The organism is Vibrio sp. VPAP30, assembly GCF_001188205.1.
Classification (GTDB): Bacteria; Pseudomonadota; Gammaproteobacteria; order Enterobacterales; family Vibrionaceae; genus Vibrio; species Vibrio bivalvicida.
Genome location: NZ_LBLS01000013.1, coordinates 455968 through 482236, shown reverse-complemented (window position 1 = coordinate 482236; position 26269 = coordinate 455968). Strand labels below are relative to the sequence as shown.

Here is a 26269-nt window from a genome sequence, read left to right as displayed (position 1 = left end):
GCGAGGGAAGTAATATGAGCAATGGAATTCGCCGTTTAACTATCGAACCTTTGACCAAGCAAGCATTTGCTGAGTTTGGGGATGTGATTGAAGTAGACAATAGCGACTACTTTATGATCAACAATGGCTCGACTCGTCGTTATCACAAGCTAGCGAGCACCGATGTACAAGAACAAGGTGGTGAAGCCATCATCAGTATCTTTCAAGCGACGCCGCTTAGCTATCCGTTAACGATAAAAATGTTAGAGCGCCATCCTTTAGGATCGCAAGCTTTCGTTCCGTTGCTTGGTCAACCGTATCTTATTGTTGTTGCGCCAAAAGGGGATCAGCCAAGTCTGAAGTCATGCCGAGCGTTCTTGAGCAGTGGACGTCAAGGTGTGAACTACCACAAAGGCGTTTGGCATCACCCAGTGTTAGCCCTAACTGACCAAGATCAGTTTCTTATCGTCGACCGAGGTGGTGAAGGGCATAACTGCGATGAAGTCTACTTCGAGAACGACTTAGTCTCACTGCATTTGGACGATCTACCGAGCAACAACAAGCTGGAAGAAAAACAGCGCATGGAACAAGCGCTGTAAAGGAGTAAATTATGGATCCACATATCACGGAGTGGTTGAATCTAGCGATTCGCTGGGTTCACATGATAGTTGGCATCGCATGGATTGGTGCTTCATTCTACTTTGTTTGGTTGGAGAACAACCTAAACCGCGTCAACCCAAAAACGGGCCTTTCTGGTGACCTTTGGGCGATTCACGGCGGTGGTATCTACCACCTAGAAAAATACAAACTTGCGCCACCAGAAATGCCAGAGCATTTGCACTGGTTTAAATGGGAAGCGTACTTCACTTGGATCACCGGTGTGTTGCTATTGGCAGTGGTTTACTACTTAAACGCTGAGATCTATTTGATTGCACCAGGCTCGGGTCTATCACCAACGACGGCGATTGCCATTGGTGTAGGTGCTTTGGTTGCTGGCTGGTTTATCTATGACTTGTTGTGTGATTCACCACTAGGTAAAACGCCAATGCTATTAGGTGCGGTTCTATTCGTGCTCTTGGTTGGCGCGGCTTATGGTTTAGCTCAAGTCTTCAGTGGTCGCGGCGCTTATATTCACGTTGGTGCAATCATCGGTACGATCATGGTCGGTAACGTGTTCCGCGTTATCATGCCTGCACAGCGCAACTTAGTGAGTGCTATTGAAGAAAACCGCGAGCCAGACCCAGCGCTACCAGCGAAAGGCTTGCTGCGTTCTCGTCACAACAACTACCTAACCTTGCCTGTGCTGTTCATTATGATCAGTAACCATTTCCCGAGCACCTATGGCTCGGAGTACAACTGGGCAATACTCGCAGGTTTGGCAATCTTCAGTATCTTAGTGCGCCATTACTTCAATACTCGTCATGGTAGCCAGAGATTCGCTTGGACGGTTCCTGTCGCTGCGTTAGGTATGGTGACACTTGCGTTTGTAACCTCACCGTATGCTAAGAAAGCGGCTGCCCCAGTGGCTAAAGCGCCAGTTGCGGTTGAAGCAACAGCACAACCTGCAACAAGCTCAGCAGACACGGTGGCAGCGGCATCAGAAAATCATGGGCAAACAGAAGCGTCGGCATCGGAGGCTGCGGCGCCTAGCGGTGTCAGTTTTGCAGCAATCAATAAGGTCATTCAAGAGCGCTGCTCTGTATGTCACTCTGCAACGCCGACCCATGCTGCCTTTGCCGCTGCACCAGCCGGAGTGATCTTAGATACACCTCAAGAGATTCAAGCCAATGGTCCACGTATAGCGCAAACTGTAAATACTAAATACATGCCATTAGGTAATTTGACCCAAATGACAGATGACGAACGTGTTCTCGTCGGTGACTGGGTAGAACAAGGGTCAGTAATCAACTAACCCAACTTATCTCGTTTATCGGATTGCAAGCCCGATAAGCGTGATTCATGCAAACGTGGTATTTCCCGCTATTTATCTCAAGTGAGATCCCCCGGCCCCTGTTCCGGGGTTTTTTATACCGCTAAAAGGAGTGACAAGTGATGGCAACTGCATTAAGTATTCGACACAAGACTATCTTGGCTACGGTGATGGCAGTGATTCTTGTCATAGTGGTGCTAATTAGCATTACCGTCAGTCAGGGGCAGAAGATTATCCTCGACAAAACTTATTCACAGCAGATGCCAGCGGCGTTGGGAGAGGTCAGTAACCAAATTCAACTGGAGCTAGAAAAGCCGTTGGTTGTTGCTGAAGTGATGTCTCAGCTACAACCACTTACGGATTTTGACGGTCAAGATAGTGGAAAAATCAGTGCACAACTCGCCTCGTTCAAGCAGCAGTTTAATGCCTTAACGGCCTTTTTCGTTACCACTGTCGACGACAGCTACTATTTGCCAAGTGGAAAGCTCAAATCTATGTCGAGTTCATCAGCGGATGACCAATGGTTTTATGGTTTTCTCAATGGCGATAAGCAGGTCGAGCTGTCGATTGATATCGATGATGCTACAGGTATCGCAACGGTTTTTGTTAACCATGTTGTGATCAGCCAAGGCCGCCGCGTGGGAGTGACGGGGATTGGTCTGTCGCTCGAAAATTTAGGCAATACTGTTGCTAACTACTCTCTAGGCGATTCAGGTCGACTTATGTTGGTCGACAAGAGCGGTGAGGTGAAGGTGCACCCTAGTACGCAGCAAGTTGGAAAGCAGTTGGCTGATATTGGTCTTGGTGCATTGACACCTGAGCTGCAAACTTTAGCTGGAACAGCGCCTGTTATACATGAATCAAAGCTTGAACAAACATCGACGATCGTTGGTTTGATGGCCCTGCCACAACTTGATTGGGTGCTGATTTCCGTTCAACCGACGGCTGAAGTGCTCACCGAGATCAACTATTTCATCGAAACGATGATTTGGGTCGGCGGCTCTGTAGCATTGCTGTTTATCATTATCAGCGCATATATGACGCATATCTTGCTTAAACCACTCTCAACCACAGCACAACTACTGCTTGAAATTGGTGGCGGCGGTGGCGATCTGACTCAACGATTGGATGAAAGTCGCCGTGATGAAGTCGGTAACATTGCCAAGGGGTACAATCAGTTTGTCGCCTATATGGGCAACGTTTTACAAGAAATAGAAAGAGCGCGTAAAGAACTGGTTGTAACCATCAATCAGATAGATCAACAAGCTAACGAAATGAAACAGCAGATCCATGGTCAAGAACACAATATTGACCAGGTAGCAACCGCGGTTCATGAGATGAGTGCCAGCTCTGAAGAGATTGCCAATAACGCCAACCATACTTCAGACAACGTCCATAAAACCACGTTAGAGGTGAAAAACGGACTCAGCTCAGTGAGCAAAACATACGCACGTACTGAAGCTATGAGCCAGCAGTTAGAGCAGAGTAATCAAAGTATCGGAAAGCTATCTAATGATATCAATGCCATTGATACAGTGCTGGATGTTATCAGTGGTGTATCAGAGCAAACCAATCTACTGGCATTAAACGCTGCAATCGAAGCCGCTCGAGCAGGTGAGCAAGGCCGTGGCTTTGCTGTTGTTGCCGATGAAGTAAGAACATTAGCGTCTCGAACCCATGAGTCTGCCAGTGAAATTCGTACCATCATTGAAAACTTACAAGGATTGAGTAACACAGTCGTTAGCGAAGTCAGTCAGAGCCACAAAATTGGTAGCGAATGCCTCGCAGCAGCTCAAGAGTCTGAACACCACCTTGCCTCCATCAGCAATATTGTTGAGGAGATCAATCAACTCAGTGCACAGACTGCCACCGCAACAGGCCAACAGTCTCAGGTGATCAATGAGATTGCACCGCACGTTGAAAGTATTGCCGATGTAGCAAAAAGCAATACAGAGATGGTCACACAAACCTCGCAACACTGCGTTAGTTTGAAGAGAAATGCAGAATCTTTAAGTCAATTGGTGGCTAAATTTAAGTTTTAGCATTGCAGTGAGAGCAACAAGTTATACTAAATGGCCAGCAGTAAATCTGTCTGGCCATTATTGTTAAGTTAGAGTGCGATCAACTAGTGGTTAGCCACTACGCTAACACCACTGAAACTACTGTATCCGTTGAGCATAATGTAATAACGACCACTTTGGGTGTTAGAGACAGTACAAGTTTCATTGTTACCGTAACGGTATGGTCGGCAATCCCAAGAGCTAGTGGTAGGTTTAGCACCATAGCGGAGGAACAAGTCTGCATCACCGCTACCACCACTTGTTGTGACAGTAAGGGTTTGACCTGCAGCTACATCAATATAGAAATGCTTCTGGTCACCACGAGAGCCGCTAATTCCAGACACAGGGACTCCATTTTTGAGTTCGCCGTCAGGATTTGGAGTTGTACAGTCAGGCTCACAGCCACCATCTGTTTGGCTATAAAGCAGTTTATTCACTGTACCGCGTGTGTCGCTCACTTTATCGACACTTGCTCGCTCGCTAATCAGAGCTGCCACTTGTGCTGGAGAGAGAGAACTGTTTTCTTGTAGGTATAAGGCTGCAACACCGGCGACATGTGGCGTTGCCATAGACGTGCCACTGATTGTACGGTAGCCGCCATCATACCAAGCAGACTTAATGCTCGATCCCGGAGCAAATACATCAACACAGCTGCCCCAGTTAGAGAAGCTAGAGCGGCTATCATTACTTGTGGTTGAGCCAACAGTTACACCGCTAGGTTCACGTGCAGGAGACGAATTACAAGCGTCAGCATTAGAGTTACCAGCCGCTAGCATAAAGCTAATACCTGATTGAACAGCGTTAGCAACGGCTCTATCGAGCGCGGTAGACACGCCGCCACCTAAGCTCATGTTGGCGACTGAAGGGCCCGATGCGTTGGCTGCAACCCAGTCAACACCACCAATTACCCCGGAAGTTGAACCTGAACCGCTACAACTCAATACACGGACACCGACAATATTGACGTTCTTCGCCACGCCATACTGTGTACCGCCGATGGTACCAGCAACGTGGGTTCCGTGCCCATTACAGTCAGTCGCATCACTGTCATTGTCGACAAAGTCGTAGCCTGATGTTGCGCGACCACCAAACTCTGCGTGCGTTGTCGTTACCCCGGTATCTATGACATAAGCCGTGACACCAGAACCATCGTAGTTATAGTTGTAACTATTGTTCAGTGGCAGGCTACGTTGATCAATCCTATCTAGCCCCCAAATGGCGTTGCTTTGATTGGCATTCGTTGAAATCACAGGATCGATAGAGATCACTCGATCTTGTTCGATAAAATCAACCTGTGCGTCTGAGCGAAGTGCTTTGAGCTGTTGTGGTGAAAGGGTGGCAACAAATCCACTGATTGAGCGGTCGAACACTTTACTGATTTGCAAAACGTGCTCGTTCTCTAAGCTAGTAACGACTTGTTGCGTAAATTGTTGCATCGCTTGTGGGTTGTCATTGCTGAGCGATAAAGGTTGCTTTAACACGACAATGTATTGGTTCTCTATTCCTTTGTTTTCTGATGCCATCAACAGCGGGGCAAGTATTTCACTTTCTGGCTGGTTAACCTGAACCTCTATTTGTTCTGCTAAGGCAGAGCTAGAGATCACTGAAAGTGAAGAGGCGATACAACAACTTAATAGTTTCTTAAACATTTAACTTTCCTTTGAATGGTATAAGAGATTGTTGAACATGGCCTACTACAAACAACAAGCATGTTTTGTCGATTCTTATGTCTATAACGTAATTCATCGACACTTCTCAAAAGTATCCCTATAAGCAACTAGTTTCATTTTAAATTTAGTTGGGTTTATAAATTTGAGTACCATTTACTAGATTTGTGAAATTGATAGTAAGGTAAATTCATATTGATTGGCTAGATATCAAAGTGTGGTGTTTTTATGCTGCCATTTTTTAAAATAGTGCTATATATACCCGTGATCATTAAAGGTGCTTGGTCTTTTTAACCTTTGACACTTGATGACAAAGCCTTACAACATCCATATATATTGATAACCAATAGCTCAATAAACTATTCACAATAGAAATGAATGGTTTTGGAGCTGAAATTGAAACCCTTAATCCCGCTATTTATCACCGTTACCGCACTTACAGCTTGTCACTCTTCAAAAGATAATCTCGCTCCCTATGTCTTCCAGTCGCAGTGCCAAGAAGCTGAAGAGTATGATTTTGAGCCTTTAACTTTTACCGTCGATTCTTCTTTTGAACAGGCACGAGTCAATGGTGTTATCTGTTCGGGGTCGTACACTGCATTTGAACAAATGACAAAACTGTACCCGAAAGTAAAGCTTCTGCGATTAATGGAAATTCCCGGCTCTGTCGACGATGAAACCAACCTTCGTTTATCGAAGATGATTCATCAGGTGGGGATCAGTACTTACTTAGACGATAAGGGGATCGTTGAGTCAGGAGGGACGGATCTATTTCTTTCTGGGGTGACCAGAAAGGCGGAAAAAGGCGCCAAAATTGGCGTTCACTCGTGGGCTTTCGAAGATGATGATGGAAAAGTGGTTGGTGGAGTGAACCTACCCAAAAGCAGCCCAGAACATCAGCCGTATATTGAGTATTACCAAGATATTGGGCTAAGTAAACCAGAAGAATTCTATTGGTTTACCATGCATGCAGCGTCTGCAGAGGGAATCTATTACATGTCCCCACAGCAACTTGAACATTTCGGCTTTAATACGCCAAGCTTTGCATTCTAATTTCAGCGTATTGATGAGTTTACTACTCTTTTATGTTGGGGTGAGTGCTACCTTGATAATTAGGAAGTTGTTCTCGCAGTCCCATAAAGGTATTGCGAGCGCTTTCTTTAGCAAGTTTGTTGGCTAGCCAATCGGGCAAAGCGCCGCCAGGGTCAGCGAAAGCAATGTACTCGATAAGGGCACTACCATTGGTGAGTTTTTGCAGTGTCCATGTGGCTTTTACTGAGGTAATACGGATGTAATCATCTTGCTTGGGCAAACTGGCTGGAGGGGCATCTTTGATGTTGAGTGTAAAACCTATCTCATCTACAGAGTATTTTGAGTAGGTTACCATATCACGATCTTTTGCTGGCCAAGGGGCTGCGAACTGGGTATAGACGATATTTTCATTTGCGGAAATCTGCTTTATAACGCGGCTTAGGCTGACATTATCAATCCAGTTAGGCACATTAGCGGTGTCCTCGAGTAGCAACAAAAACGCGCCGTAGCTGGTTGGGGTAAACATTCTCGCTCTAATTTCGACTAGCCCATCACTGTGTTCACGCGAGTAAATAGTAATGCCGTCGCTGTCACTCTCAAATTTCCAGTTTGCAACGGGTTTAGCGTGTGCAAAGTGTGCTGCGATCAGTGTGAAGACAAAAATACTTTTCCCTAAGTTTGTCATTATCTTACCTGGTTTCTAATCATCCTTTAGCTATTCTACATGACATCGAGATTAATGCTTGATTCGCCCACGAAGAGATTTAGTCTGAGATTTGATGTTTTTGCTTTTTAATCGCCTTTCCTTTGAGCCGCGTGTAGGTTTTGTCTCCCGACGCTTCTTTTGTACTACCATAGCTGATTTAATCATCTCAGCTAGTCTGTTCAGTGCATCCTCTTTATTTTGCTCTTGAGTACGAAACTGCTGAGCTTTAATCGTAACAACACCATCTTTAGAGATGCGAGAGTCTTTAAGAGCAAGGATTCGTTCTTTGTAGATACTGGGTAAACTAGAGTGCTTAACATCAAACTGGAGATGAATGGCGCTGGAGACTTTATTCACGTTTTGTCCTCCAGCCCCTTGAGCGCGGATTGCGGAGAGTTGGATCTCCCAAGCTTGCAGCATTACGTTGTTTGAGATTTTGAGCATTCAATTACAGCGCTTTGATCGTGTGAAGCTCTATTGTAGCCTTATTGAAACTCTTCGCCATGGTTTTCCAGCTTTTTAAAACCACATTGTTGGCAAATCACATAGTGCTCTATCGGTCAAAATGAGGATCTAAGCATTGATAAACAAGGTTTAATGGTCCAGAAAGCATATCTAATGTGAGCTCACTGCTAGGCTGGCAGTTGAGTGCCAAAGCGAAACCGTGCAAGTAATCGGCAAGGAGGTCGATAGCGTTTTTAGTGGTTTCTGGGGTGAGTCCAAGCGGCTTAACTATCGTTTCAAAGCGTTCGATAAATACATTGGCAGGACTGACGGAGTCCATTTTGAGTAGCGTTTCAAGTAGCCCTGGGTAGCGATGCAAAAGTGATACGTAGCTGATGCAGAGCTGTGATAACTGCGTTTGCCAATCTTCACTCGCGTCAGGTTGGTAGATGTCTTCAATCAAAGAAATGACGATAGATTCTTGCAATGCATTCTTGTTACGGAAGTAGTGATATATCGCCATTGCGTCAACGGATAACTCGTTGGCTAACCCTCTGACACTTGGCATTTTATTGTCTCTAAGCATCAACTCTTTTGCTTTGCTAAGAATGTGTTCAGCATCCAATTGGCTTGTTTGGGCTTGAGGGCGTCCTCTTCGTTTTTGCTTGACAGACATCTTAGGATCTCATTAATCTAATATTAATTCTACAGTGTAGAATTAATTGTAACTCAGTTTTATACTTTGTCCAAATTCGCTTATCGGAGAACCTGACCATGGCAAATATCGTATTTATTGCAACCAGTCTTGATGGTTATATCGCAGACAAGGATGGGGGACTCGATTGGCTGCATTCGATACCTAACCCAGACAATATTGATATGGGATTTGTGCCTCTGCTTGAGCGTGTCGATGCGTTGGTGATGGGCAGAAATACCCTTGAAACCGTATTGAGTTTTGATGTTGATTGGCCTTACAGCAAGCCTGTTTTTGTGCTGAGTAATACCCTTAAAGAAGTCCCAACTGGCTATCAAGACAAGGTGTCCTTAGTCAGCGGAGATTTGCCTGACATCGTTAAGGATCTTAATGCTCAAGGCTATCAGGATTTGTATATCGACGGTGGAGTAACAATTCAAAACTTCTTAAAACTAGATCTGATTGATGAACTTGCTATCACCACTATTCCTGTCGTTCTCGGTGGTGGCGCAAAACTGTTCGGTGAACTGGATGGTTTGCAAAAATACAAATTGCTGGAAAGCAAAGTCTATCTCGATGCGATTGTACAAAGTCGCTACCAGCGCCAGCGATAGTTACAAGACCCTCTGATAGTCGAGAGGGTCCACTAAATCTTCTTTAACCTCTTACTGTAAAGGTTGAGGCCACAGGCTTATGGTCACTCACGTTGTCAAATCCTTCATCTAAGACCTTAGTTTGCAAGTCTTTAAGATTCCCTGTTTTGTTCGTCAAACCAGTGTTATCCAGTTCGCCGAAGTCTGGACGATCTCGGCCTTCTTTATGCTTGATCTTGCCTGTTGAATCTAACTGCATGTAAGTATGGCTGTTAAGAGCCTCAAACTTAAATCCATGCTTCGCTAAATGAGTGTCATCGTGTGATACAGGGTCATACATGGTTCCGTCGTCTAAAAGCTTTTCACGCTCATTCAAGTCACCGGTAATAAGAACTTCCTCATTGGGTTTAATTCCAGCCATAAGTTTGTTGCCTTCTAATTCACGCTTGGCTTCTTTGTTGGAGTCTAGGTGCGCGGAAATAGCGGTAATATCTTGTCCATTGATCTCTAAGGAAGTTTTTACGCCACCTTTATTGCCGGTAATGCCTAACAAGAACTCCATATTTTTGCCTCCCCAACCGTGTCGGTATTCAGACTCTCCTTTTACTTTGACATCGGCACCATCTTTGGCAAATACAGACATAGACGTGTAGCTTACTCCTTCACCCAGACCTTTAGTCATGACTTTCATCTTGTTCTGGCTTAGTAAGTTCATTCCTTCAAGCTCAAGATCTTTGGCAAGCAGTTTAGATTCTTGCTCTGCGAAGAGAACAACATCGTAGTCACCAGTTTTGATTAGGTTCTGGAAATAGTTTTTTGTGTCTTCAGGCATTTTTTGGTTTGCCTGATTGTAGGTAACGGTGAGCACTTTCGCATCACCAGTTTTTCCTTTGTTGTGTAACTGTTGATTCATCTGATTGAGTTTCAAGTCATTGCTTTTTGTTGCATCAGACTTGTTAAAAAATTGACTAAAGAAGCTTTTGCTCTCTTTCTGTTTTAAGCTGACTTCTCCATCACTATTTTTGGTAACACTATATTCTTTGCCAAAAATAGAGCCAAATTTGACTGTGTCACCTTGTTTGGCTTCATTTTTTATTCTGTGAATATCAGCAAGGTCTAAGTTGCCTCTATGCTGACTATTAATATGAATGGTTGACATGATTTTCTTCCGTTCTTGATTTAGTAATGGAAAACAATTAAATGAAAATGCCTGAGTTCGGTTTTTCTATTGACTCAGTAGATGTTTCGATTTGTTCAATAAATTGATGCCATTGCTCCATTTTATCGAGCAATTGCTGAAGTGTGCTTTGTACATAACCTTGAGGTTTGTTAGATAAGGTGATTACCTTGTAAATGCTCAATCGACGGCTATCGGACATGAGGCCAACACCAAACCCGCCTCTAAATGGTTCCAGTGCTTGTTCGCCTATAGCGACAGCTAGTTTATCTGGCATAGGGGTTGGTAGCTCAATAGGGCTAGTAATAGAAATGTGCAGGTTGATTGTTACTTCATTCTTGAAAATGGTTAGAAAAAGAGCTTCGTCATGAATACCGCTTTCTGGTGATAACTCACACTGAAATAATCCGTCATCGTCAAACTCAACATCATTGCCTAAAAAACTAATGCTCTCTTGGTAGATATCCATTACCGCTCCTTTACCTCACTAATAAACTTGGTGTGTCTTTTTTAATTTGATGCGAGGAGTTTATAGTGCTTAGAGGCGAGAGGAATATTAGATATGGCTGTGATTTTTTATGATTTATATATTTAGATTGGTGGTTTACTTGCCCACCTTCTACTGATAGACACTTGAATGGATAGTTGTTCTGACTGGAATTGTTGAAGCCCTGCGCTAGCTTTAAAGGGTTATTCGTTAAGTCTAGGAGGCAACATGCAAATGAATCCGGTTGGTTGGTTTGAAATCTATGTCGATGATATGCAGCGTGCTAAGGCGTTCTATGAAGCGGTATTTGAGACGTCTTTAGAACAACTTAAAAATGAAACTAAGATGGAGGTGGATATGTGGCTGTTTCCATCTTCGATGGAGCAGTATGGCGCAGCGGGTGCGTTAGCAAAAATGGAAGGTGTTTCTCCAGGCGGTAATAGCACACTGGTCTACTTTTCTTGCCAAGATTGCTCAGTGGAGCAAGGGAGAGTAGAAAGTGCTGGAGGTAAAGTGGTTCATCCTAAGTTCGCTATTGGCCCACACGGTTTTATCTCTATGGTCTCTGACACTGAAGGCAATATGATTGGTCTTCACTCGATGGAATAACGCCGATTACACATTTTTAGTTGAGCCCCCCAAGCTGTGTGCGGGGGGCTCATTGGTTAGATAAGTGTCGCTGCGGTTTGGTCACCCATTGCAATCAGAGTATCTAAGATCTTCTCGCCATCAGCACGTAAACCGTTGTGCTCATATTCATTGGTAATCCAAGCTTTGGCATTTGGTATCTGTGCCAGCGTTTCTCGGCTGATATCCATCTCAACAAACATGTCATCGGCATAGACAGCGCAGCTTACTGGCACTTTATTGCTTGCTAACTGCTTCGCATCGTATAACAGTTGCCAATCTTGCTTCGCTGCGAGTAACTCTGCGGCAGGTTTAAGTGGTTGCAAGTTCTTGTATTGATCAAACATCCAAGGGAAGACCATCTCGCCAGTAAAGTAGAAAGGTTTATCTTTGTCGTAGTTAAACGCAGGGTTTTGCTGACGAACTTTATGAGCACTCCAGTTTGACGCAACGCCTTGGCAGTAAATTGATTCATGCAAAATGGCATAGATCGGATTTGTCTGGAAACCTTGTTCCATCAGCATGCTACTTAAAAACTCATAGCGCAGTTCGGTTTTTCCATTAACCTCGATAAGGGCATTTTCTAGCGCGTAATAGGTTGGCAAAAAAGTATCACTCATACCAAAGTTAATTCCAATCTGCTGGAATTGCTCAACGGTAAATCGCTGTCCGTTTGGTAAGTATTCTTCGTTATCGATTAAGTGATCGGCAATCTGTTTGCACAGCTCTTGAGCTTTAGGGAACTGCTGGAAGAAAGCTTGGTTCTTCTCCATCGTTCGTTTAAACGTAGCCTGATATACATCGTCTGGGTGACGAGAAATCGACGGGACACCGCCAGTAATAAAGCTGCGAGACAAACTCTGAGGAAAAAGCGATAGATAGGTGAGTGAACAGAAACCACCGAAGCTTTGACCGAGAATTGACCACTGCTCAACCCCAAATTGCTTGCGAATAAACTCGGCATCGCGAACGATGTTGTCAGCACGAAAACAGCTTAAATACTCCGCTTGCTCTTCAGGTGTCAGATGCGCCAGAGTTTGGTGAGAGATCACTGAACTATTGCCCGTTCCACGTTGGTCTAACAATAAAATACGGTAATCTTGCAGCGCGCGCTTTACCCATCCGCAATTGCCATTTTGACGAGGAGAGGGAAAGCCCGGGCCACCTTGAAAATAGACTAACCAAGGCTTTGCGCTGTCACCATCTGAAACCAGTGATAATTCGCGTGCAAAAACGGTAATTTCGCCTTGCGTATCGTCTGAGTAATTTAAAGGGACTTGAAAGTAATGCGGAGTGTATTTTACTCCGGCATCAATAAATTGCTGAGCGGTATTCATCATTGTTAGGGCCTAATACATCCGTGACGTTGAGATGCGGTATCTTATCGTGTTGCCATGCGGATACCAATGCCAGTTTGAGTTAGTGTGGGCTGAGCGATGGCAATGATAAATCTCAGTGACCTGAGTCATCTTTACCCTAATCCTATTGGCAGGCGCATATCGCAGAGCAATAACTGAGACAAGGCACAGATATTCACTTCCGTGCCTTTGTTTTATCTTCGATTACCTTTAAGGTCATAAAGTAAAAGGAATACTCACCCAGTAAGGTTTTGCTATGGAACTGCCCAGTCACTCTAACATTCACCCCTATTTGCAAGGGGCCTACTTCGCTGATACACACAATATCGAGTTGCCTTATAACGGTGAATCCGCGCTAGAAGTCTACTTTGCGATGGTGAATAGGACGCCTCGCTGGGTTAATGCGCTGATGGATTTACGCAATCGCATTGTTTCTAAACTAGGGTTGAAACACCTAGGGCGTATGGCGGATCTGGATGAAAACAAGTCGATAAGCGAGTATCGAGTTGGCGATCAAGTGGGTATCTTTTCGATTGTTAGTTTAAGCGACAACGAACTGCTGGTAGAAGACTGCGATAAGCACCTCAACGTTCGGCTCTCTTTTCTTATTGTTCCTGATGGCGACACAATGACCTTGCATGCATCAACGGTTGTCGATGTTAAGAACACGTTCGGCAAAGTGTATATGTTTTTTGTTGCCCCAGTACACAAGCTGATAGTGCCTACGTCTTTGAAAACACTCGTACCTGCTTAAATCCCATTGTCGTTCGAAATATTCGAACGACAGGCTCTAATCTCCCCGCTCAATTTACCCTTCAAGGTCAGTAAACTGTCTTCATTCCTTCATGGAGCCAAACTAAGGGGAGACAATATGAGTGCAACCAGACAAGTCAATCAAGTAATCCAAGTTCATCCAACCTCAGATGGTGATGGGGTTAAGATACAGCGCGTGGCTGGGTTTAATAATGCGCAGTTTTCTCCATTTCTAATGGTAGATGAACTAAAGTCGGATCAACGTTCAGATTACGTTGGTGGCTTTCCACCTCATCCTCACCGCGGAATAGAAACGCTCACTTATATGCTCAAAGGTCATTTTCAACACAAAGATCATATGGACAATGTTGGCGAGCTAAGAAGTGGTGGCGCGCAGTGGATGGCTGCTGGCCGAGGAGTTATCCATAGTGAAATGCCTATTATGGAAGAGGGTGATTTACACGGTTTCCAAATTTGGATAAATCAACCTGCGCGCGACAAAATGAAGCCAGCTCAATATGTCGATTTTCAGCCAGAGACGATCACTGAACATAGTGACGAGCAGCTTGGCCTAGTTCGCGTACTGGCCGGAACGATCAATGCCAATGAAATGCAGCTTAAAGGTCCATTAAATAAGACGGGTGTTGAGTTAAGCGTGTCTGATTGGCGCGCCGAAAGTGGCCAGCATGTGAGTGTGTCAGTGCCTGAGCAGTTCAACATGATGATCTTAAATTATCAAGGCAAGGTACAAGTTGGTGATTACACACTCAAACAGGGTGAACTTGCGCTGCTAAGTAAAGGTGAACGAGTTGACTTGAAAGCGCTTGAGCAAAGTGGCGTGTTAATTTTCGCTGGCGAACCAATTAATGAGCCTGTCGTTCATTACGGCCCGTTTGTCATGAATACAATGGATGAGATTGAGCAAACCATACAGGATTACAATTCTGGTGTGTTCGAAACTTACTAAACAACTTTAGGAGTTCATCTTGAACTCCACTTAACACAAAGCGAACTATTCACTGCCTGTTCTTTTTGTTTTGCCACACCTAAGCGTGTGGCTTTTTTCTATCTGCGAGTCTGCAATATCGTTCAATAACTCTTACTTCTCTTTGGCTAGTCTAAATGGCTAGTGAAGGAGAACAAAATGAATAGTTTAATTATTGCTATGTTGGCGTTTGCGTTTGTGGGTGCCGCCACGCCCGGGCCAGTGAATCTATTGGCGACGGCCACTGCCTCTCAACGTGGTAGTCGAGAAGCTGGTAAATTGGTGCTAGGGGCGTCATTTTCTTACGCTTTAGTTGTACTCATCTCTGGCAGTGTAATGCATGAGTTGGTTGAGTTTTTACCCTTGTTGGAAGCCACATTGAAGTGGGTAGGCAGCGCATTTTTACTCTACCTCGCATACCAGATATTTGCTGCACCTGTGGCAGAGTTAGAAGGGAAAACGACGCTGACCTCAGGCTGGTGGATAGGATCGCTTACCCAATTGCTTAATCCTAAAGCTTGGTTGGTGGCGATGTCTGGAGTCAGCTTGTATGTGGTAGGACAGGGCAATACAGATTACTGGCTTTGGGTGTTTACTTTGGTATCGCTAGTTTGTTGCTTAGTGGGTGTCGGCTTATGGGCGATGAGTGGGCGCGCTTTATCTAGTTACTTATCTCAGCCCCATAAGCAGCGCATTTTTAATCGAATGATGGCGATAACCTTGGCCGCTTCTGTTAGCATGATTTGGTTATAGTTTTGCAAACCTATACAGCGCAAGGAGCTGCGCATGAAAAAAGATAACAGCGCGAACTTTAAGCAAAGTACGGTACTGCCTTGGATTGAGATGAGAATCGCAAGTCAAAGTACCGCTTGTTATGCAGCGCATTCTCACGATGAGTTTTCATTTGGGATAATCCAACAAGGCAAAGCTGACTATCGTAATCACAGCTCGACGCATCATATTGGTCGCGGTGACATAGTGACGATTAATCCCGCCGATGTTCACTCTTGTAACCCAGAAGCGGGAACTTGGTCTTATAGCATGCTGTTTGTTGATACCAAACAGATGGGGGCGATTCAGCGAGAAATTCTTGGTCAATCTCAGGCTGGGTATAGTGCAGACTACACACCATTTCGTCACGCATTTGAACGCAGTGAGTCAATCAAAAATCACTATTTGGCTCTGTTTAACGATCTCCAGTCAGAAGCGAGCCAATTAGAGGTGCAAACTCGACTTTATGACTTTATTGAAGCTGTTCACGCACAAAGCTCAATGGAGGTTAAACCATCCCCTTCTTCATCATTAAAAAGGGTGCAAGAAAAACTGCTCGATGATGTTAGCCAAACTCATCAATTGGATCATTTAGCGCAAGAAGCGCAGATGAGCCGTTACCAGCTCCTTAGAGCGTTCAAGCACTACTACGGTCTTCCGCCTCATGCCTATTTGATGGATGAAAAAATCAAACGTGCCAAGGTGATGCTTAAATCTGGTCAGGAGATCGCCGAGGTGGCTCAAGAGCTTGGCTTTTCTGACCAAGCGCATTTTCAGCGTCAGTTTAAAAAGAAAATTGCTGTTACCCCGAAGTTCTATCAATCACACTTTGTTGATTGAACGGCAATAAAAAAGGAAGCCGAAGCTTCCTTTTTGTCTATTTAACGTGTGATTTAAGCACTTTGCTTTTCAGTCTCTTCATCACCGATAAAGCCACCCGTCTGGTGAGCCCAAAGCTGGGCGTAGATTCCGCCACTTTGAACTAACTCTTGGTGAGTGCCTTGCTCAACGACTTCGCCTTTATCGAGAACGATCAATCGATCCATAGCGGCGATGGTTGAGAGTCGGTGCGCAATGGCAATAACCGTTTTACCTTGCATCAACTCATTCAGGCTTTCTTGAATGGCTGCCTCAACTTCTGAATCTAGCGCTGAGGTTGCTTCATCAAGAATCAGAAGCGGAGCGTCTTTCAGTAGTACACGTGAAATCGCAATACGCTGACGTTGACCACCAGAAAGCTTCACACCACGTTCGCCAACCTGAGCATCGTAGCCTACGTTGCCAAACGGGTCGTTAAGTGTTTCGATGAACTCATGTGCGTGCGCCTGTTTGGTTGCACGGCGCAAGTCTTCTTCGCTCGCATCCGGGTTGCCATACAAGATATTATCGCGGATAGAGCGATGCAGCAGTGATGTATCTTGAGTCACCATACCGATGTTACTGCGTAGTGAGTCTTGAGTCACATCAGAGATAACCTGACCATCAATCTTGATCTTACCGCTTTCAACATCGTGGAAGCGAAGCAACAGGTTAACCAAAGTCGATTTACCTGCACCAGAGCGACCAACTAACCCTACTTTTTCCCCAGGCTTGATATTAAGGTTAAGGTTACTGATAACCCCTTTGGTTTTGTCACCATAGTGGAAGCTGACATCATCAAACTCGATGCCGCCTTGATTAACCACCAGTGGTTTCGCTTCTGGCTTGTCTTGAATATCAATCGATTTAGACATGGTTTTCATGCCGTCAACTACAGTACCCATGTTTTCAAACAGGGCGCCGACTTCCCACATGATCCACATCGACATGCCGTTGATGCGTAGTGCTAGGGCAATCGCAATCGCTATGGCACCTACGCTGATTGAGCTATCCATCCAAAGGTAGATAGACAGTGCACTGATTGAGAATACCAAGACGTAGTTAGTAATCTCGACCGCCACATCGAACCCCGTGACCAAACGCATTTGACGATAAACAGTACCTAAGAAGCCATTCATGCCTTCTTCGGCGTACTCAGTTTCTCGTCTGCTGTGTGAAAACAGCTTAACTGTGGCGATGTTGGTATAGCTGTCTACGATACGACCGGTCATGGTAGAGCGGGCATCAGCTTGCTCAGAAGCCACTTGTTTTAGCTTGGGCACGAAGTAGAGTTGAATCCCCACATAACAGCATAACCAAACGATCATAGGGATCATAAGTCGCCAGTCTGCCTGAGCTAACAGTACAACAATAGAGGTAAAGTAAACCGAGACGTAGACAAACACGTCCATCGTTTTCATTACGGTTTCACGTACAGCCAGCGAGGTTTGCATCACCTTGGTGGCAATACGGCCTGCAAAGTCATCCTGATAAAAGTTCAGGCTTTGTTTGAGCAAGTAACGGTGAGCCAGCCAACGGATCGACATTGGATAGTTACCAAGCAAAGTCTGGTGGACTAACAGCGAATAAGCAACCACAAGTATTGGCATGACAATCAGCAAAAGGGTGCCATAGAAAATCAGGTCACTTTGGTTGTCTTGCCAAAATGTTTCTGGATTGCTGCTCGACAACCAATCGACCAAGTTACCCATTGCTCCGAATAGAGAAACTTCAACAATTGCGACAATGGTCGCCATAACAGACATGATGATGAGCGGGATTTCAAACCCGCGGGTGTAGTGGCGACAAAACGCAAAAATACCCGAAGGAGGCTGTGTTGGCTCCTGCTCAGGGAAAGGCTTAGTAAAGCCTTCAAACTTTTTAAACATAAATAAATTCCTAAACACGCAAAGACGGAAAGTTGCCAACATGGCAAATGCGTACGTCCATTAATAGGAAGGGTGATATACCAACCTAGTCACCTATCTAGCTTGGTGCAGCAATGTTATACCGTTAGTGGAGGAAATGTAACCAGTTTATTATTCTTTCCTTTGCATAATATTCAATCGAAGATAATTTAAAGTCATGCTGGCAATAAAAATTGCTGAAAAATATCTACCTAACAGTGACTATAACTGTTAATTGGGTTGTTTTTCAGGTCAATTTAGTAATATTTCATTTAACATTATGTCTACAATTGGCAGTAATGAGTGAGATTAATTGAGTGTGTCACAATGTTGAAACAGAAAACCCTACTACAGAAAAATCAATCAACAGTACAAAACACTAATTGTGTGGTGATGGTGCCACCTAAAGAGTTTGCGTTTAATGCTGAAACGGCGCAGGACAATGAATTCCAACACCAAGTTTCCCTCTCTACTAGTGAAGTACGCGAAAGTGCGATGCATGAATTCAACACTATGGTCGCAGAGCTACGCCAAGCGGGTGTTCAAGTGGTCGTATTCGACTACCCGCTGGGTGATGTAGAAACGCCTGACGCGGTATTCCCAAACAACTGGTTTAGTACCACAGCTAATGGTGATCTATATACTTTCCCAATGGCGTGTAAAAATCGTCAGCAAGAAGTTAAAGTTGACTCACTTGTGGAAACGCTAGAAAGTGCCGGCCGTCCAGTGCAAAGCCAAGACAGCTTACTTTCATACTTAGAGCAAGATGCGCACCTCGAAAGCACGGGTGTAATGGTGAAAGATCATGTCAATAAGACGGTTTATGCTGCGCTGTCTCAACGCTGTGACCGTGAGGTTCTAGAAGACTATGCAGAGCGTATTGGTTATAAGCGAGTGGTCTCTTTTCAAACGGCTTTGCCTTCGGGTAAGCCTATCTATCATACTAATGTGATGATGGCGATTGGCGAGAGTTTCTGCGTTATCTGTGATGAAGTGATCCCAGAATTTGAACGTCGTTTTGTGATTAAGTCGTTGGCGAAAGACAAACAGGTGATCTCGATTTCGCTCGAGCAGATGAACCAGTTCTGTGGCAACATTCTGCAACTTGAAACAGTTAGTGGCGAAAAAGTGATTGCGATGTCTCAATCAGCGTTTGATGCGTTTTCGTCGGCTCAACGTGCTCAACTCTCGAGCCACGGCAAACTACTACCATTTAACGTTCAAACTATTGAAAACATTGGTGGTGGCAGTGTTCGCTGTATGTTAGGTGAAGTGTTTTTGCCGTCGCGTTTAAACAACTTATAACGGCCTAGATAACCAGATAACAAAATGGGCATCTTTTCAGGTGCCCATTTAGAACTAAGTGCTAGTGATAGTACTGATCTAGATAGTCGTTTAACTTGTCGATATCAACGGGCACTATCTCAGAGTTATCTGCCCCTTTTTTTACCAACCCTTCTTTAATCAGTTCGTGAATAATGCGTGTATAGGCTCTTTCTGTGCAGCCGAATCTTTGTGCTTCTTGATACATGTAGCTGTGCCCCCGAGAGGGAGTGTTTGCTGTATGTCGACTGATCATATCTTTGATGATATTGAACTTTAGCGGATAGAGAGAGCGTTCCATGGCGATGTTCATGGTATTGAGATAGATGTTGGACATTCGATGACTCATCCAGAATGCCACCTGAGCGTCTTCTAGCAAAAACTCAGCGAACTTCTCTTTGGGAATGATAGTTAAATGGGCATCATCGGTTGCAATGACACTAAAAGGACTCGGCATATCAGAAAAAAATTCCATTTCGCCAAAGAAGTTATCCTCTAGATAGTAATCCCCTAGGCTAAGCGTTTTACCATTTTCAGCCGTGTGCAGAACAGAAAATCGTGCGGCTTCTGTCCAATAGACATCATTGACTTCGCTATGCTGGCGAATGATGTAATCGCCTTTTTGTACTTGTAGGGTTTTGTACTGTTCGCGCTTCACTAATTGGCGAAGTTTATCTAACCCTTCATTTAAAATCTTGTTCTTATCCATAGTGAATTTGCTTTATTTAACATTGATTTGGAGATTTTGGCGTGCTACCGGACAATTGTCGTGTTATATATCATCGCTAATCATATACCATGAGTTTTATCGTTATCAAAAACAAATGGCTAAGTGTGATTGCCACCGTGCTTGCTATAGTTGCAATGTCATTGGGTGAGCTACTCTTAGTCAATAAGCAGGAAAGTTAGGACAAAAACAGATGAACTATTTTGATCTCCCTAAAATTGATCTTCATTGCCACCTAGATGGCAGCCTTCGCCCGCAAACAGTGCTTGATTTAGCAGCCGAACACAACATTGAGCTGCCTAGCCAGAATGCAGAAGACATCAAAACGATGATGATCGCCCCTGAAACTTGTCCAAACCTGCAAGAGTATCTAGACCGTTTTGCTCTGCCGATTCAAGTGATGCAAACAGCAGACAGCATTGAGCGTATTTCTTTCGAGCTTTTTGAAGATGCTGCTAAAGAGAACGTGAAGTATCTTGAAGTGCGTTTTGGACCCCAGTTACACACTCAGCAAGGACTGACTTACTTAGAAATCATTGAGAGTGCGGTAAAAGGAATGAAACGTGCTGAAGCGCAATATGACATTAAAGGTAACTACATTCTTTCGTTGGTAAAACTTTTGCCGATAGACTCTGTAAACGACATTATTGATGCTGGCGCCCCTTTGTTAGGTAAAGGTGTTGTCGCATTTGACCTTGCAGGCGCTGAGCTAGACAACTTTGCTCACGAATATGCCGAGTACACGCAATATGCGCGTGATAAAGGTTACCGCATTACCATTCATGCCGGTGAGCAAGGCTGTGGTCAAAATGTTTATGATGCCATCGAGCTGCTAGGTGCAGAGCGTATTGGTCACGGTGTGGCAATCAAAGATCACGCAGAGGCATACAAGCGAGTCAAAGACGATGTAGTTGGTCTTGAAGCTTGCCCAAGTAGTAACGTTCAAACAAAAGCGATTCCAGAGCTGAAACAACACCCATTGAAAGACTTCCATAACGATGGTCTAGCAGTAACAATCAACACAGATAACCGCACTGTATCGAATACGACCATGACGGATGAAGTGCAAAAGGTAATGGAGCAGTTTGAACTAAACGCTGACGACTATAAGCAGATCTATACAGCGAGCGTCGCACAATCTTTTGCTTCAGATGAAGTGAAAAAGCACCTAATGCAGTACGTGTAAAATATACTTTCAGTATGCTGATCAGTTTATAGGGTTAGCATTAGTAGAAGAAATACCAAAACCGCCGTCATAGGCGGTTTTTATATTCACAGGGCTTTGTTATCAGGATGCCTAGGGCAGTCACTACACAGCTCTCGCTCTTGGCACTTATAAACTAAGCAACAACTGGTTCGTACAAATACAAGTTGTTTCGAAGCTTCATCATAGCTGAGAGAGGCCATGAGTTTTTCGGGAAGGTTGCAGGCAGCCAGCCATTGGCGAGCCTGACCAATCAAATACTCTCCCGGCAGATCAGGAGCAAACTGGCTCAATTTAACCAAACAGCCTAATACACCATCTGCAAACAAGTGATTGGTAAACCCAGGTCGGATACGTGTCCAGAGACTCATCTCGTGGCGGAAGTAATCAAACAGGGTATTGAGTTCTTTTCCTGCATGTACAATAAGCTCCTGTTCTGTGCCCTGAAAATACTCTTCAGAATCAAACTGATAACCACTGACAAAATTAGGCTGAACTTGCTGACCAATAGACGATAGTTTAGGTAAACCTTGGCAAGAGTAGATAGCAATAAAGGCCACATAAATGGGCTGCCAACAAAGAAGATCCCAAGTTCGTGTTAGCCAATAAGCCGCCCCCGCTTCTGGATGGGCTATCTTAAGGCTTTGATAAAGTTCTCGAATATTTTCAGAGCTAGAACGGTCAATATGGATAAAAGAGTGTAATAGAGGTGTCTCTGAAATTGGTTTTATTGCGCCATTTAAATAGGGTGTGACCTGTGCAGAGTGTTCAAATAGTTGCTCAAAGAATGAATGACTGCTCATATCCTGATGCTTATTCCATTAAATCCATCGGTTAAGGATAAATAACCATCTGTGCTATTGCAATTAATTATCATTACACCCTATCTTTAGGCCCAAAAACCGGCTTCCGAAGAAGCCGTTGTTAAACTAGGTGCCTAAATATCGCGCGTCTCTGCAAACTTCTCTAAGCCCAGTACGATGCCAATGGCAATGAGCATAAGAACTATTGCAATACCTAGCTGAGAAGGCTGAGAGGTAAGCGCTTCGAAGTCTGTAGGTGATAAATTGTGCTGAATGAGTGGTACTTGTTCACCACTAGAGTTTGTGCGCCAAGTAATGGTCTCTTTCCAGGGCCAAATTTTAGGTAATGTCCCCAGCATTAAACCAGTCAGGAAAACCAGTGTGAGATCTCTAAAACGTCTTAGTAACCAAGATAGGACGTGAGAGAAGCTCAACAAGCCTAAAACACAGCCTGTTAGAAACAGTGCGAGAATAGGTATATCCAGTGTTTTTACCGCACCTAAAACAGGGGTGTACATACCAATTAACAGCAGAATGAAGCTGCCAGAGATACCGGGAAGAATCATGGCACAAATAGCTATACCTCCGGCCAACAAGACGTTAATACTGGTTGGCTCTAGCTGAAGCGGATTGAGCACTGTGATGCTATATGCGAAGGCCACGCCAAGTAGAAGGAAGACAAATCTGCTTAGGTTCTTGTGCTCTATTTGTTTGAGCATATGGAAGACAGATACCAAGATTAAGCCGAAGAAAAACGACCACAATGGAATAGGGTGAGTAACCAACAGCCATGAAATCAGTTTAGCCAGTGTCGCTATACTGGTTAGCACACCGCCAAACAAGGCGATCAAAAATAGGCCGTTGAAATGTTGAAACGCTGCTTTAAAGCCCTCGCGTTTCCAGATGCCGATAATATTTGGGTTAATGCGGCGGATGCTTTCAAGTAAGGTATCGTAAATACCGGTAATAAATGCGATTGTACCGCCAGAAACACCGGGTACAACGTCCGCTGCACCCATCGCCATGCCTTTAAGAAAAGTAGTAAAGTAGTTCATTCTTCATGGTTGCTAAATTTAGGTGCAGAGAGTATATCGATTCTTGCGTAAAAAAAGTATGAAAAATCAACGCTGATAAAACTGTTTATAGGAGCTTGGTTTAATATGGTTTTGCAAATATTTGCATTTTGCAATTTTCATATTGCATTTTGGGAAGTAAAATGGCCCCAAAAGTGCGGTGTAAGACAGAAATAACGTGGTTTTAAAGTTGGCACGCTAACTGCATATGTACAAGTGACCCTTCTTAAGCCGAGGGTCACCTAGCCAACTGACGTTGTTAGTGAATGTAATTTGTTCACACTATATATAAGCCAATCGCACTCTTGCGGTTGGCTATTTTTTTGCCTAAAACCTTGTCAATGTTTATCTCGTTTTAATGTGTAAAGCTAAAGTCTGGCGCACGTTTACATGTTGCCAAGGTGGGAATTTTTACCAAGATACTCGACAAATGGGCGCAAGTTTATTAATAATGCCCGCTTTCTTTTCGCAACCCAGACTATAAGTTGTCGGGTTAACTGTTGAAACGAGCATCTTGAGGCTGTTTGTATAAGGACAAATTTCAATAGAAAAATTGAATCAATGAGCATTGCTCCACAGAGTCAATAAGGACTCTGGACTCGTTAGGGAAGATGAGTGAATCACAAAAAGAGGTTATATGAATCAGATAATTTCAGTTGGACCGCTAGAATCTTTCTTAATCGCTATCAGCGTTTTATTCTTAGGGCACTTCGTCAACTCTAAACTTCCTGTCTTAAAGAAGTTCAATATCCCTGAGCCGATTGTCGGTGGTCTTATCGTAGCTGTTATCATCACGTTAATGCACTTTAATGGTATGGACCTTGAGTTCTCTTTACCATTGCAAGAAGTGTTTATGTTGATGTTCTTTAGTACTGTTGGGCTTGCAGCCAACTACACCCAGTTAATGAAAGGTGGTGCTAAAGTGTTTATCTTCTTAGCCGTTGCATCATTTTATATCATTATTCAAAATGGCGTTGGTGTCTCTATGGCAACTGCCTTAGGGCTTGACCCACTAATGGGGTTGATTGCTGGCTCTATTACGCTGTCAGGTGGACACGGAACAGGCGCAGCATGGTCGCAGACATTTGCTGATACCTATGGTTTGGCGAATACACTTGAAATCGCGATGGCATCGGCGACATTCGGTTTGATCATTGGTGGCATTATTGGTAGCCCAGTCGCGCAAAAGCTGATCAATAAGAATGGTTTTGAGTCTGAATATGGTACAGGCATACACACTCATGAACGCTTCCCAGAGCTTGTCACTTACAACGAATACGAAGAAGACAAAGTAACAGCGAAAAAAGTTATCGAGATTTTGTTTATCCTTCTTATCTGTGTCACAGGTGCAAAGTATCTAGAGCAGTGGGTCAGTAGTTTTGAAATTAGCTGGTTGATGATTCCAGACTTCGTTTATGCCTTGTTTATTGGCGTATTCATTACCAACGTATTGGAAGTAACCAAAACTCACAAGGTGGATGCCGAAACGGTTGATATTTTAGGCACTGTTTCACTGTCTTTGTTCTTAGCCATGGCATTGATGAGCCTGAAACTTTGGAATATTTTTGACTTAGCCATTCCGTTCTTGATTATTCTCGCAGTACAGTCTGTTGTCTTAGGTGTCTTCTCGTATTTTGTGACTTTCAAAGTGATGGGTTCAAACTATGATGCAGCTGTTATTTCTGGTGGTCACTGTGGTTTTGGTCTAGGTGCGACACCAACGGCGGTAATGAACATGGGGTCGTTAGTCAACAAGTTTGGCCCTTCACCACAAGCATTTATGGTGGTACCCATTGTCGGTGCATTCTTTATCGACATTGTGAACCTAATCATCCTCCAAGGTTACATTTCATTTATCGGATAACTCTCTAGCGGATGCAAAAACGCCCTGCAGACTAGCAGGGCGTTTTTGTATCCGCTCTATTATCTTAGCGTTAACTTAGTGCCATCAAATTTTAAATGACCGAGTAACACTTTGGCATTTTCTTTCCCGTCATCAGAAAAAGCGACACCGTAACGAGCGTAATGCAGCGAGCGTTGCAGGTTGCACACTTTTCCATACAGAGGAGCGAACTCCACGCCTTTTAGCGAGCTAAGTTGAACATTCAAAGCAATTTCATCACCGACTTGGAAAGGGCGACTTAAAGGTGCCGTGATAAACCGACAGCCACTTTTCGATAAGTCACGAATTTCACAGTCAAGTCTGTGTGTTTCTGCAACCACTCGAGCGGCTAGGTTTACATCAAAACGAGGCTCTTTACGAAGCTGAGTAACTTGCATCGTTTGGGGAACCGAGAGGGTGAAAATAGGTATTGGCGCTTTAAGGACGTGTTGCAGTTGCCCTCTAAAATGGACAATTGCCCCCTCTCCTCGCGGCGATATTGCACGAATTGTCGCCCAAAACCCTTCCTGAAAGAAAAAGTTCAAATCATCCTCAGAAAGTTTTGGAAGTTCCGCTAAAATGACATTAGCTGAATGAGTGCCAATGAAAGATGTTTTACAGCGAAAGGTTGTACCAACCGGTGTGGTAATGCCAATCGTTAGCTCACTACCATGTTCAATCATGGCCAGTGCATCGGTACTATTTAAGGTTGAAACGTTTTTCTCATTATTAGAGCGAGCTGGTTGCTCTTTACTTACCGCTGCTTGGGTACTCATCTAGCCTCCGTTGTTCCCACCATGTTATTGTTTTGAGGCAGGTGAATATGTGGCATCCTCATGACAATTAAAGACATTTGGATACTTTCAATTCTATGTTTGCTTGGCGGTATGTTCAAACATCAAATCACTCAATAAAGTTGAGCTAAGTATCATTTTTAGGAGTCAACATGTCTCATAAGGTAATTCTTGATGAAGTAAACTCACAGTTTCGTGTTCATCTTGAGGGAGATCACTACGCAATCGTGAAGTTTGAAGACAAAGGTGATGTGTACGCGATCACCTCGACCAAGGTACCAGAGAAGCTTCAAGTTAAAGGCTACGGGAAAGTGATGATGGAAGCGGTTTTACCGAAAATCGAACAATTTGGTGTAAAGATTGAGCCGATTTGCAGCTATGTTGTGCATTACTTGAATCGTAATGCTCAGTGGTCTCATCTCAAAGCAGACTAAC

The 26269-nt window shown here is 44.1% G+C and carries 25 protein-coding genes and 1 pseudogene; 14 read left to right on the top strand and 12 right to left on the bottom strand.

What is annotated here, in order from left to right:
• Nucleotides 1-14: 14 nt before the first annotated feature.
• From ZX61_RS04075 to ZX61_RS04065, 3 genes are all read left to right on the top strand, one after another.
• A complete protein-coding gene (locus tag ZX61_RS04075) occupies nt 15-578 on the top strand; it encodes an ureidoglycolate lyase (protein WP_049843425.1) in 564 nt (187 codons plus the stop codon).
• A gap of 11 nt (nt 579-589) precedes the next feature.
• Nucleotides 590-1891, top strand: coding sequence for a urate hydroxylase PuuD (locus ZX61_RS04070; protein ID WP_049843424.1), 1302 nt, complete (start codon nt 590-592; stop codon nt 1889-1891).
• Nucleotides 1892-2031: 140 nt separating this feature from the next.
• Nucleotides 2032-3951 (top strand): methyl-accepting chemotaxis protein, encoded by a 1920-nt coding sequence (locus ZX61_RS04065; RefSeq protein ID WP_049843423.1) that lies wholly within the window; start codon nt 2032-2034, stop codon nt 3949-3951.
• A gap of 83 nt (nt 3952-4034) precedes the next feature.
• Here the strand turns inward: ZX61_RS04065 and ZX61_RS04060 are convergent, their stop codons facing one another.
• A complete protein-coding gene (locus tag ZX61_RS04060) occupies nt 4035-5618 on the bottom strand; it encodes a S8 family peptidase (RefSeq protein WP_049843422.1) in 1584 nt (527 codons plus the stop codon).
• Between the two features lie 414 nt (nt 5619-6032).
• On the opposite strand from ZX61_RS04060, the gene ZX61_RS04055 reads away from it, so the two are divergent.
• On the top strand, nt 6033-6689 hold the full coding sequence (locus ZX61_RS04055; RefSeq protein ID WP_235431290.1) for a hypothetical protein: 657 nt from the start codon (nt 6033-6035) through the stop codon (nt 6687-6689).
• 22 nt (nt 6690-6711) lie between these two features.
• On the opposite strand, the gene ZX61_RS04050 is transcribed toward ZX61_RS04055, so the two are convergent.
• The 3 genes from ZX61_RS04050 to ZX61_RS04040 form a co-directional block, all read right to left on the bottom strand.
• The gene (locus tag ZX61_RS04050) at nt 6712-7353 is read right to left on the bottom strand and encodes an START domain-containing protein (protein ID WP_049843420.1); all 642 of its coding nucleotides are present in this window, start codon (nt 7351-7353) and stop codon (nt 6712-6714) included.
• A 51-nt stretch (nt 7354-7404) separates the two neighbouring features.
• Complete coding sequence (gene arfB / locus ZX61_RS04045; RefSeq protein ID WP_049843419.1) at nt 7405-7818, bottom strand: alternative ribosome rescue aminoacyl-tRNA hydrolase ArfB; 414 nt, start codon at nt 7816-7818, stop codon at nt 7405-7407.
• A gap of 109 nt (nt 7819-7927) precedes the next feature.
• A complete protein-coding gene (locus ZX61_RS04040) occupies nt 7928-8494 on the bottom strand; it encodes a TetR/AcrR family transcriptional regulator (protein WP_049843418.1) in 567 nt (188 codons plus the stop codon).
• A gap of 98 nt (nt 8495-8592) precedes the next feature.
• On the opposite strand from ZX61_RS04040, the gene ZX61_RS04035 reads away from it, so the two are divergent.
• On the top strand, nt 8593-9126 hold the full coding sequence (locus tag ZX61_RS04035) for a dihydrofolate reductase family protein (protein ID WP_049843417.1): 534 nt from the start codon (nt 8593-8595) through the stop codon (nt 9124-9126).
• Nucleotides 9127-9175: 49 nt separating this feature from the next.
• On the opposite strand, the pseudogene ZX61_RS04030 reads toward ZX61_RS04035, so the two are convergent.
• Both ZX61_RS04030 and ZX61_RS04025 read right to left on the bottom strand, forming a co-directional pair.
• Nucleotides 9176-10264, bottom strand: a pseudogene (locus tag ZX61_RS04030) (hypothetical protein); the annotation flags it as partial.
• Nucleotides 10265-10301: 37 nt separating this feature from the next.
• Nucleotides 10302-10751: a hypothetical protein gene (locus tag ZX61_RS04025; RefSeq protein ID WP_049843415.1), complete on the bottom strand. Its 450-nt coding sequence runs from the start codon at nt 10749-10751 to the stop codon at nt 10302-10304.
• 246 nt (nt 10752-10997) lie between these two features.
• On the opposite strand from ZX61_RS04025, the gene ZX61_RS04020 reads away from it, so the two are divergent.
• Nucleotides 10998-11378 carry a VOC family protein gene (locus tag ZX61_RS04020; RefSeq protein WP_049843414.1) on the top strand — a complete coding sequence of 127 codons (381 nt, stop codon included), beginning with the start codon at nt 10998-11000 and terminating at the stop codon, nt 11376-11378.
• Nucleotides 11379-11434: 56 nt separating this feature from the next.
• Here the strand turns inward: ZX61_RS04020 and ZX61_RS04015 are convergent, their stop codons facing one another.
• Nucleotides 11435-12733: an alpha/beta fold hydrolase gene (locus tag ZX61_RS04015; protein ID WP_049843456.1), complete on the bottom strand. Its 1299-nt coding sequence runs from the start codon at nt 12731-12733 to the stop codon at nt 11435-11437.
• 277 nt (nt 12734-13010) lie between these two features.
• On the opposite strand from ZX61_RS04015, the gene ZX61_RS04010 reads away from it, so the two are divergent.
• From ZX61_RS04010 to ZX61_RS03995, 4 genes are all read left to right on the top strand, one after another.
• Nucleotides 13011-13508 carry a DUF2867 domain-containing protein gene (locus ZX61_RS04010; protein ID WP_049843413.1) on the top strand — a complete coding sequence of 166 codons (498 nt, stop codon included), beginning with the start codon at nt 13011-13013 and terminating at the stop codon, nt 13506-13508.
• Nucleotides 13509-13625: 117 nt separating this feature from the next.
• Nucleotides 13626-14474, top strand: a complete 849-nt coding sequence (locus ZX61_RS04005) for a pirin family protein (RefSeq protein WP_049843412.1) — start codon at nt 13626-13628, stop codon at nt 14472-14474.
• 177 nt (nt 14475-14651) lie between these two features.
• Nucleotides 14652-15245 carry a LysE family translocator gene (locus tag ZX61_RS04000; protein WP_049843411.1) on the top strand — a complete coding sequence of 198 codons (594 nt, stop codon included), beginning with the start codon at nt 14652-14654 and terminating at the stop codon, nt 15243-15245.
• A gap of 33 nt (nt 15246-15278) precedes the next feature.
• Nucleotides 15279-16103, top strand: coding sequence for an AraC family transcriptional regulator (locus tag ZX61_RS03995; RefSeq protein WP_049843410.1), 825 nt, complete (start codon nt 15279-15281; stop codon nt 16101-16103).
• A 53-nt stretch (nt 16104-16156) separates the two neighbouring features.
• Here ZX61_RS03995 and ZX61_RS03990 read toward each other — a convergent pair whose 3' ends face one another.
• The gene (locus ZX61_RS03990; protein WP_049843409.1) at nt 16157-18010 is read right to left on the bottom strand and encodes an ABC transporter ATP-binding protein; all 1854 of its coding nucleotides are present in this window, start codon (nt 18008-18010) and stop codon (nt 16157-16159) included.
• A 345-nt stretch (nt 18011-18355) separates the two neighbouring features.
• On the opposite strand from ZX61_RS03990, the gene ZX61_RS03985 reads away from it, so the two are divergent.
• Nucleotides 18356-19333 carry an arginine deiminase-related protein gene (locus tag ZX61_RS03985; RefSeq protein WP_049843408.1) on the top strand — a complete coding sequence of 326 codons (978 nt, stop codon included), beginning with the start codon at nt 18356-18358 and terminating at the stop codon, nt 19331-19333.
• A 61-nt stretch (nt 19334-19394) separates the two neighbouring features.
• Here the strand turns inward: ZX61_RS03985 and ZX61_RS03980 are convergent, their stop codons facing one another.
• On the bottom strand, nt 19395-20060 hold the full coding sequence (locus tag ZX61_RS03980; protein ID WP_049843407.1) for a Crp/Fnr family transcriptional regulator: 666 nt from the start codon (nt 20058-20060) through the stop codon (nt 19395-19397).
• 211 nt (nt 20061-20271) lie between these two features.
• Between ZX61_RS03980 and add the strand changes: the two genes are divergently transcribed.
• A complete protein-coding gene (add, locus tag ZX61_RS03975; protein WP_049843406.1) occupies nt 20272-21264 on the top strand; it encodes an adenosine deaminase in 993 nt (330 codons plus the stop codon).
• 86 nt (nt 21265-21350) lie between these two features.
• Here the strand turns inward: add and ZX61_RS03970 are convergent, their stop codons facing one another.
• Together ZX61_RS03970 and ZX61_RS03965 are read right to left on the bottom strand one after the other, a co-directional pair.
• Nucleotides 21351-22085: a siderophore ferric iron reductase gene (locus ZX61_RS03970; RefSeq protein WP_049843405.1), complete on the bottom strand. Its 735-nt coding sequence runs from the start codon at nt 22083-22085 to the stop codon at nt 21351-21353.
• A 134-nt stretch (nt 22086-22219) separates the two neighbouring features.
• Entirely contained in the window at nt 22220-23140 is a 921-nt protein-coding gene (locus tag ZX61_RS03965) for a DUF368 domain-containing protein (RefSeq protein ID WP_049843404.1), read from the bottom strand.
• Between the two features lie 655 nt (nt 23141-23795).
• Between ZX61_RS03965 and gltS the strand changes: the two genes are divergently transcribed.
• Entirely contained in the window at nt 23796-25022 is a 1227-nt protein-coding gene (gltS, locus tag ZX61_RS03960; RefSeq protein WP_049843403.1) for a sodium/glutamate symporter, read from the top strand.
• Between the two features lie 59 nt (nt 25023-25081).
• Here gltS and ZX61_RS03955 read toward each other — a convergent pair whose 3' ends face one another.
• Entirely contained in the window at nt 25082-25816 is a 735-nt protein-coding gene (locus ZX61_RS03955) for a flagellar brake protein (RefSeq protein WP_049843402.1), read from the bottom strand.
• 170 nt (nt 25817-25986) lie between these two features.
• Between ZX61_RS03955 and ZX61_RS03950 the strand changes: the two genes are divergently transcribed.
• Entirely contained in the window at nt 25987-26268 is a 282-nt protein-coding gene (locus tag ZX61_RS03950; protein WP_049843401.1) for a GNAT family N-acetyltransferase, read from the top strand.
• Nucleotide 26269 lies beyond the last annotated feature (1 nt).

Bases quoted from the DNA above. Each gene is read 5' to 3' on its own strand.
- ZX61_RS03965 (WP_049843404.1), bottom strand. From the start codon at position 23,140: ATGAACTACTTTACTACTTTTCTTAAAGGCATGGCGATGGGTGCAGCG.
- ZX61_RS04070 (WP_049843424.1), top strand. From the start codon at position 590: ATGGATCCACATATCACGGAGTGGTTGAATCTAGCGATTCGCTGGGTT.
- ZX61_RS04020 (WP_049843414.1), top strand. From the start codon at position 10,998: ATGCAAATGAATCCGGTTGGTTGGTTTGAAATCTATGTCGATGATATG.
- ZX61_RS03980 (WP_049843407.1), bottom strand. From the start codon at position 20,060: ATGGATAAGAACAAGATTTTAAATGAAGGGTTAGATAAACTTCGCCAA.
- ZX61_RS04050 (WP_049843420.1), bottom strand. From the start codon at position 7,353: ATGACAAACTTAGGGAAAAGTATTTTTGTCTTCACACTGATCGCAGCA.
- ZX61_RS04040 (WP_049843418.1), bottom strand. From the start codon at position 8,494: ATGTCTGTCAAGCAAAAACGAAGAGGACGCCCTCAAGCCCAAACAAGC.
- ZX61_RS03990 (WP_049843409.1), bottom strand. From the start codon at position 18,010: ATGTTTAAAAAGTTTGAAGGCTTTACTAAGCCTTTCCCTGAGCAGGAG.
- add (WP_049843406.1), top strand. From the start codon at position 20,272: ATGAACTATTTTGATCTCCCTAAAATTGATCTTCATTGCCACCTAGAT.
- ZX61_RS04025 (WP_049843415.1), bottom strand. From the start codon at position 10,751: ATGGATATCTACCAAGAGAGCATTAGTTTTTTAGGCAATGATGTTGAG.
- ZX61_RS04065 (WP_049843423.1), top strand. From the start codon at position 2,032: ATGGCAACTGCATTAAGTATTCGACACAAGACTATCTTGGCTACGGTG.
- ZX61_RS04060 (WP_049843422.1), bottom strand. From the start codon at position 5,618: ATGTTTAAGAAACTATTAAGTTGTTGTATCGCCTCTTCACTTTCAGTG.
- ZX61_RS04005 (WP_049843412.1), top strand. From the start codon at position 13,626: ATGAGTGCAACCAGACAAGTCAATCAAGTAATCCAAGTTCATCCAACC.
- ZX61_RS04015 (WP_049843456.1), bottom strand. From the start codon at position 12,733: ATGAATACCGCTCAGCAATTTATTGATGCCGGAGTAAAATACACTCCG.
- ZX61_RS03970 (WP_049843405.1), bottom strand. From the start codon at position 22,085: ATGAGCAGTCATTCATTCTTTGAGCAACTATTTGAACACTCTGCACAG.
- ZX61_RS04010 (WP_049843413.1), top strand. From the start codon at position 13,011: ATGGAACTGCCCAGTCACTCTAACATTCACCCCTATTTGCAAGGGGCC.
- ZX61_RS03985 (WP_049843408.1), top strand. From the start codon at position 18,356: ATGTTGAAACAGAAAACCCTACTACAGAAAAATCAATCAACAGTACAA.
- ZX61_RS03955 (WP_049843402.1), bottom strand. From the start codon at position 25,816: ATGAGTACCCAAGCAGCGGTAAGTAAAGAGCAACCAGCTCGCTCTAAT.
- ZX61_RS04075 (WP_049843425.1), top strand. From the start codon at position 15: ATGAGCAATGGAATTCGCCGTTTAACTATCGAACCTTTGACCAAGCAA.
- gltS (WP_049843403.1), top strand. From the start codon at position 23,796: ATGAATCAGATAATTTCAGTTGGACCGCTAGAATCTTTCTTAATCGCT.
- ZX61_RS03950 (WP_049843401.1), top strand. From the start codon at position 25,987: ATGTCTCATAAGGTAATTCTTGATGAAGTAAACTCACAGTTTCGTGTT.
- ZX61_RS04035 (WP_049843417.1), top strand. From the start codon at position 8,593: ATGGCAAATATCGTATTTATTGCAACCAGTCTTGATGGTTATATCGCA.
- ZX61_RS04000 (WP_049843411.1), top strand. From the start codon at position 14,652: ATGAATAGTTTAATTATTGCTATGTTGGCGTTTGCGTTTGTGGGTGCC.
- arfB (WP_049843419.1), bottom strand. From the start codon at position 7,818: ATGCTCAAAATCTCAAACAACGTAATGCTGCAAGCTTGGGAGATCCAA.
- ZX61_RS03995 (WP_049843410.1), top strand. From the start codon at position 15,279: ATGAAAAAAGATAACAGCGCGAACTTTAAGCAAAGTACGGTACTGCCT.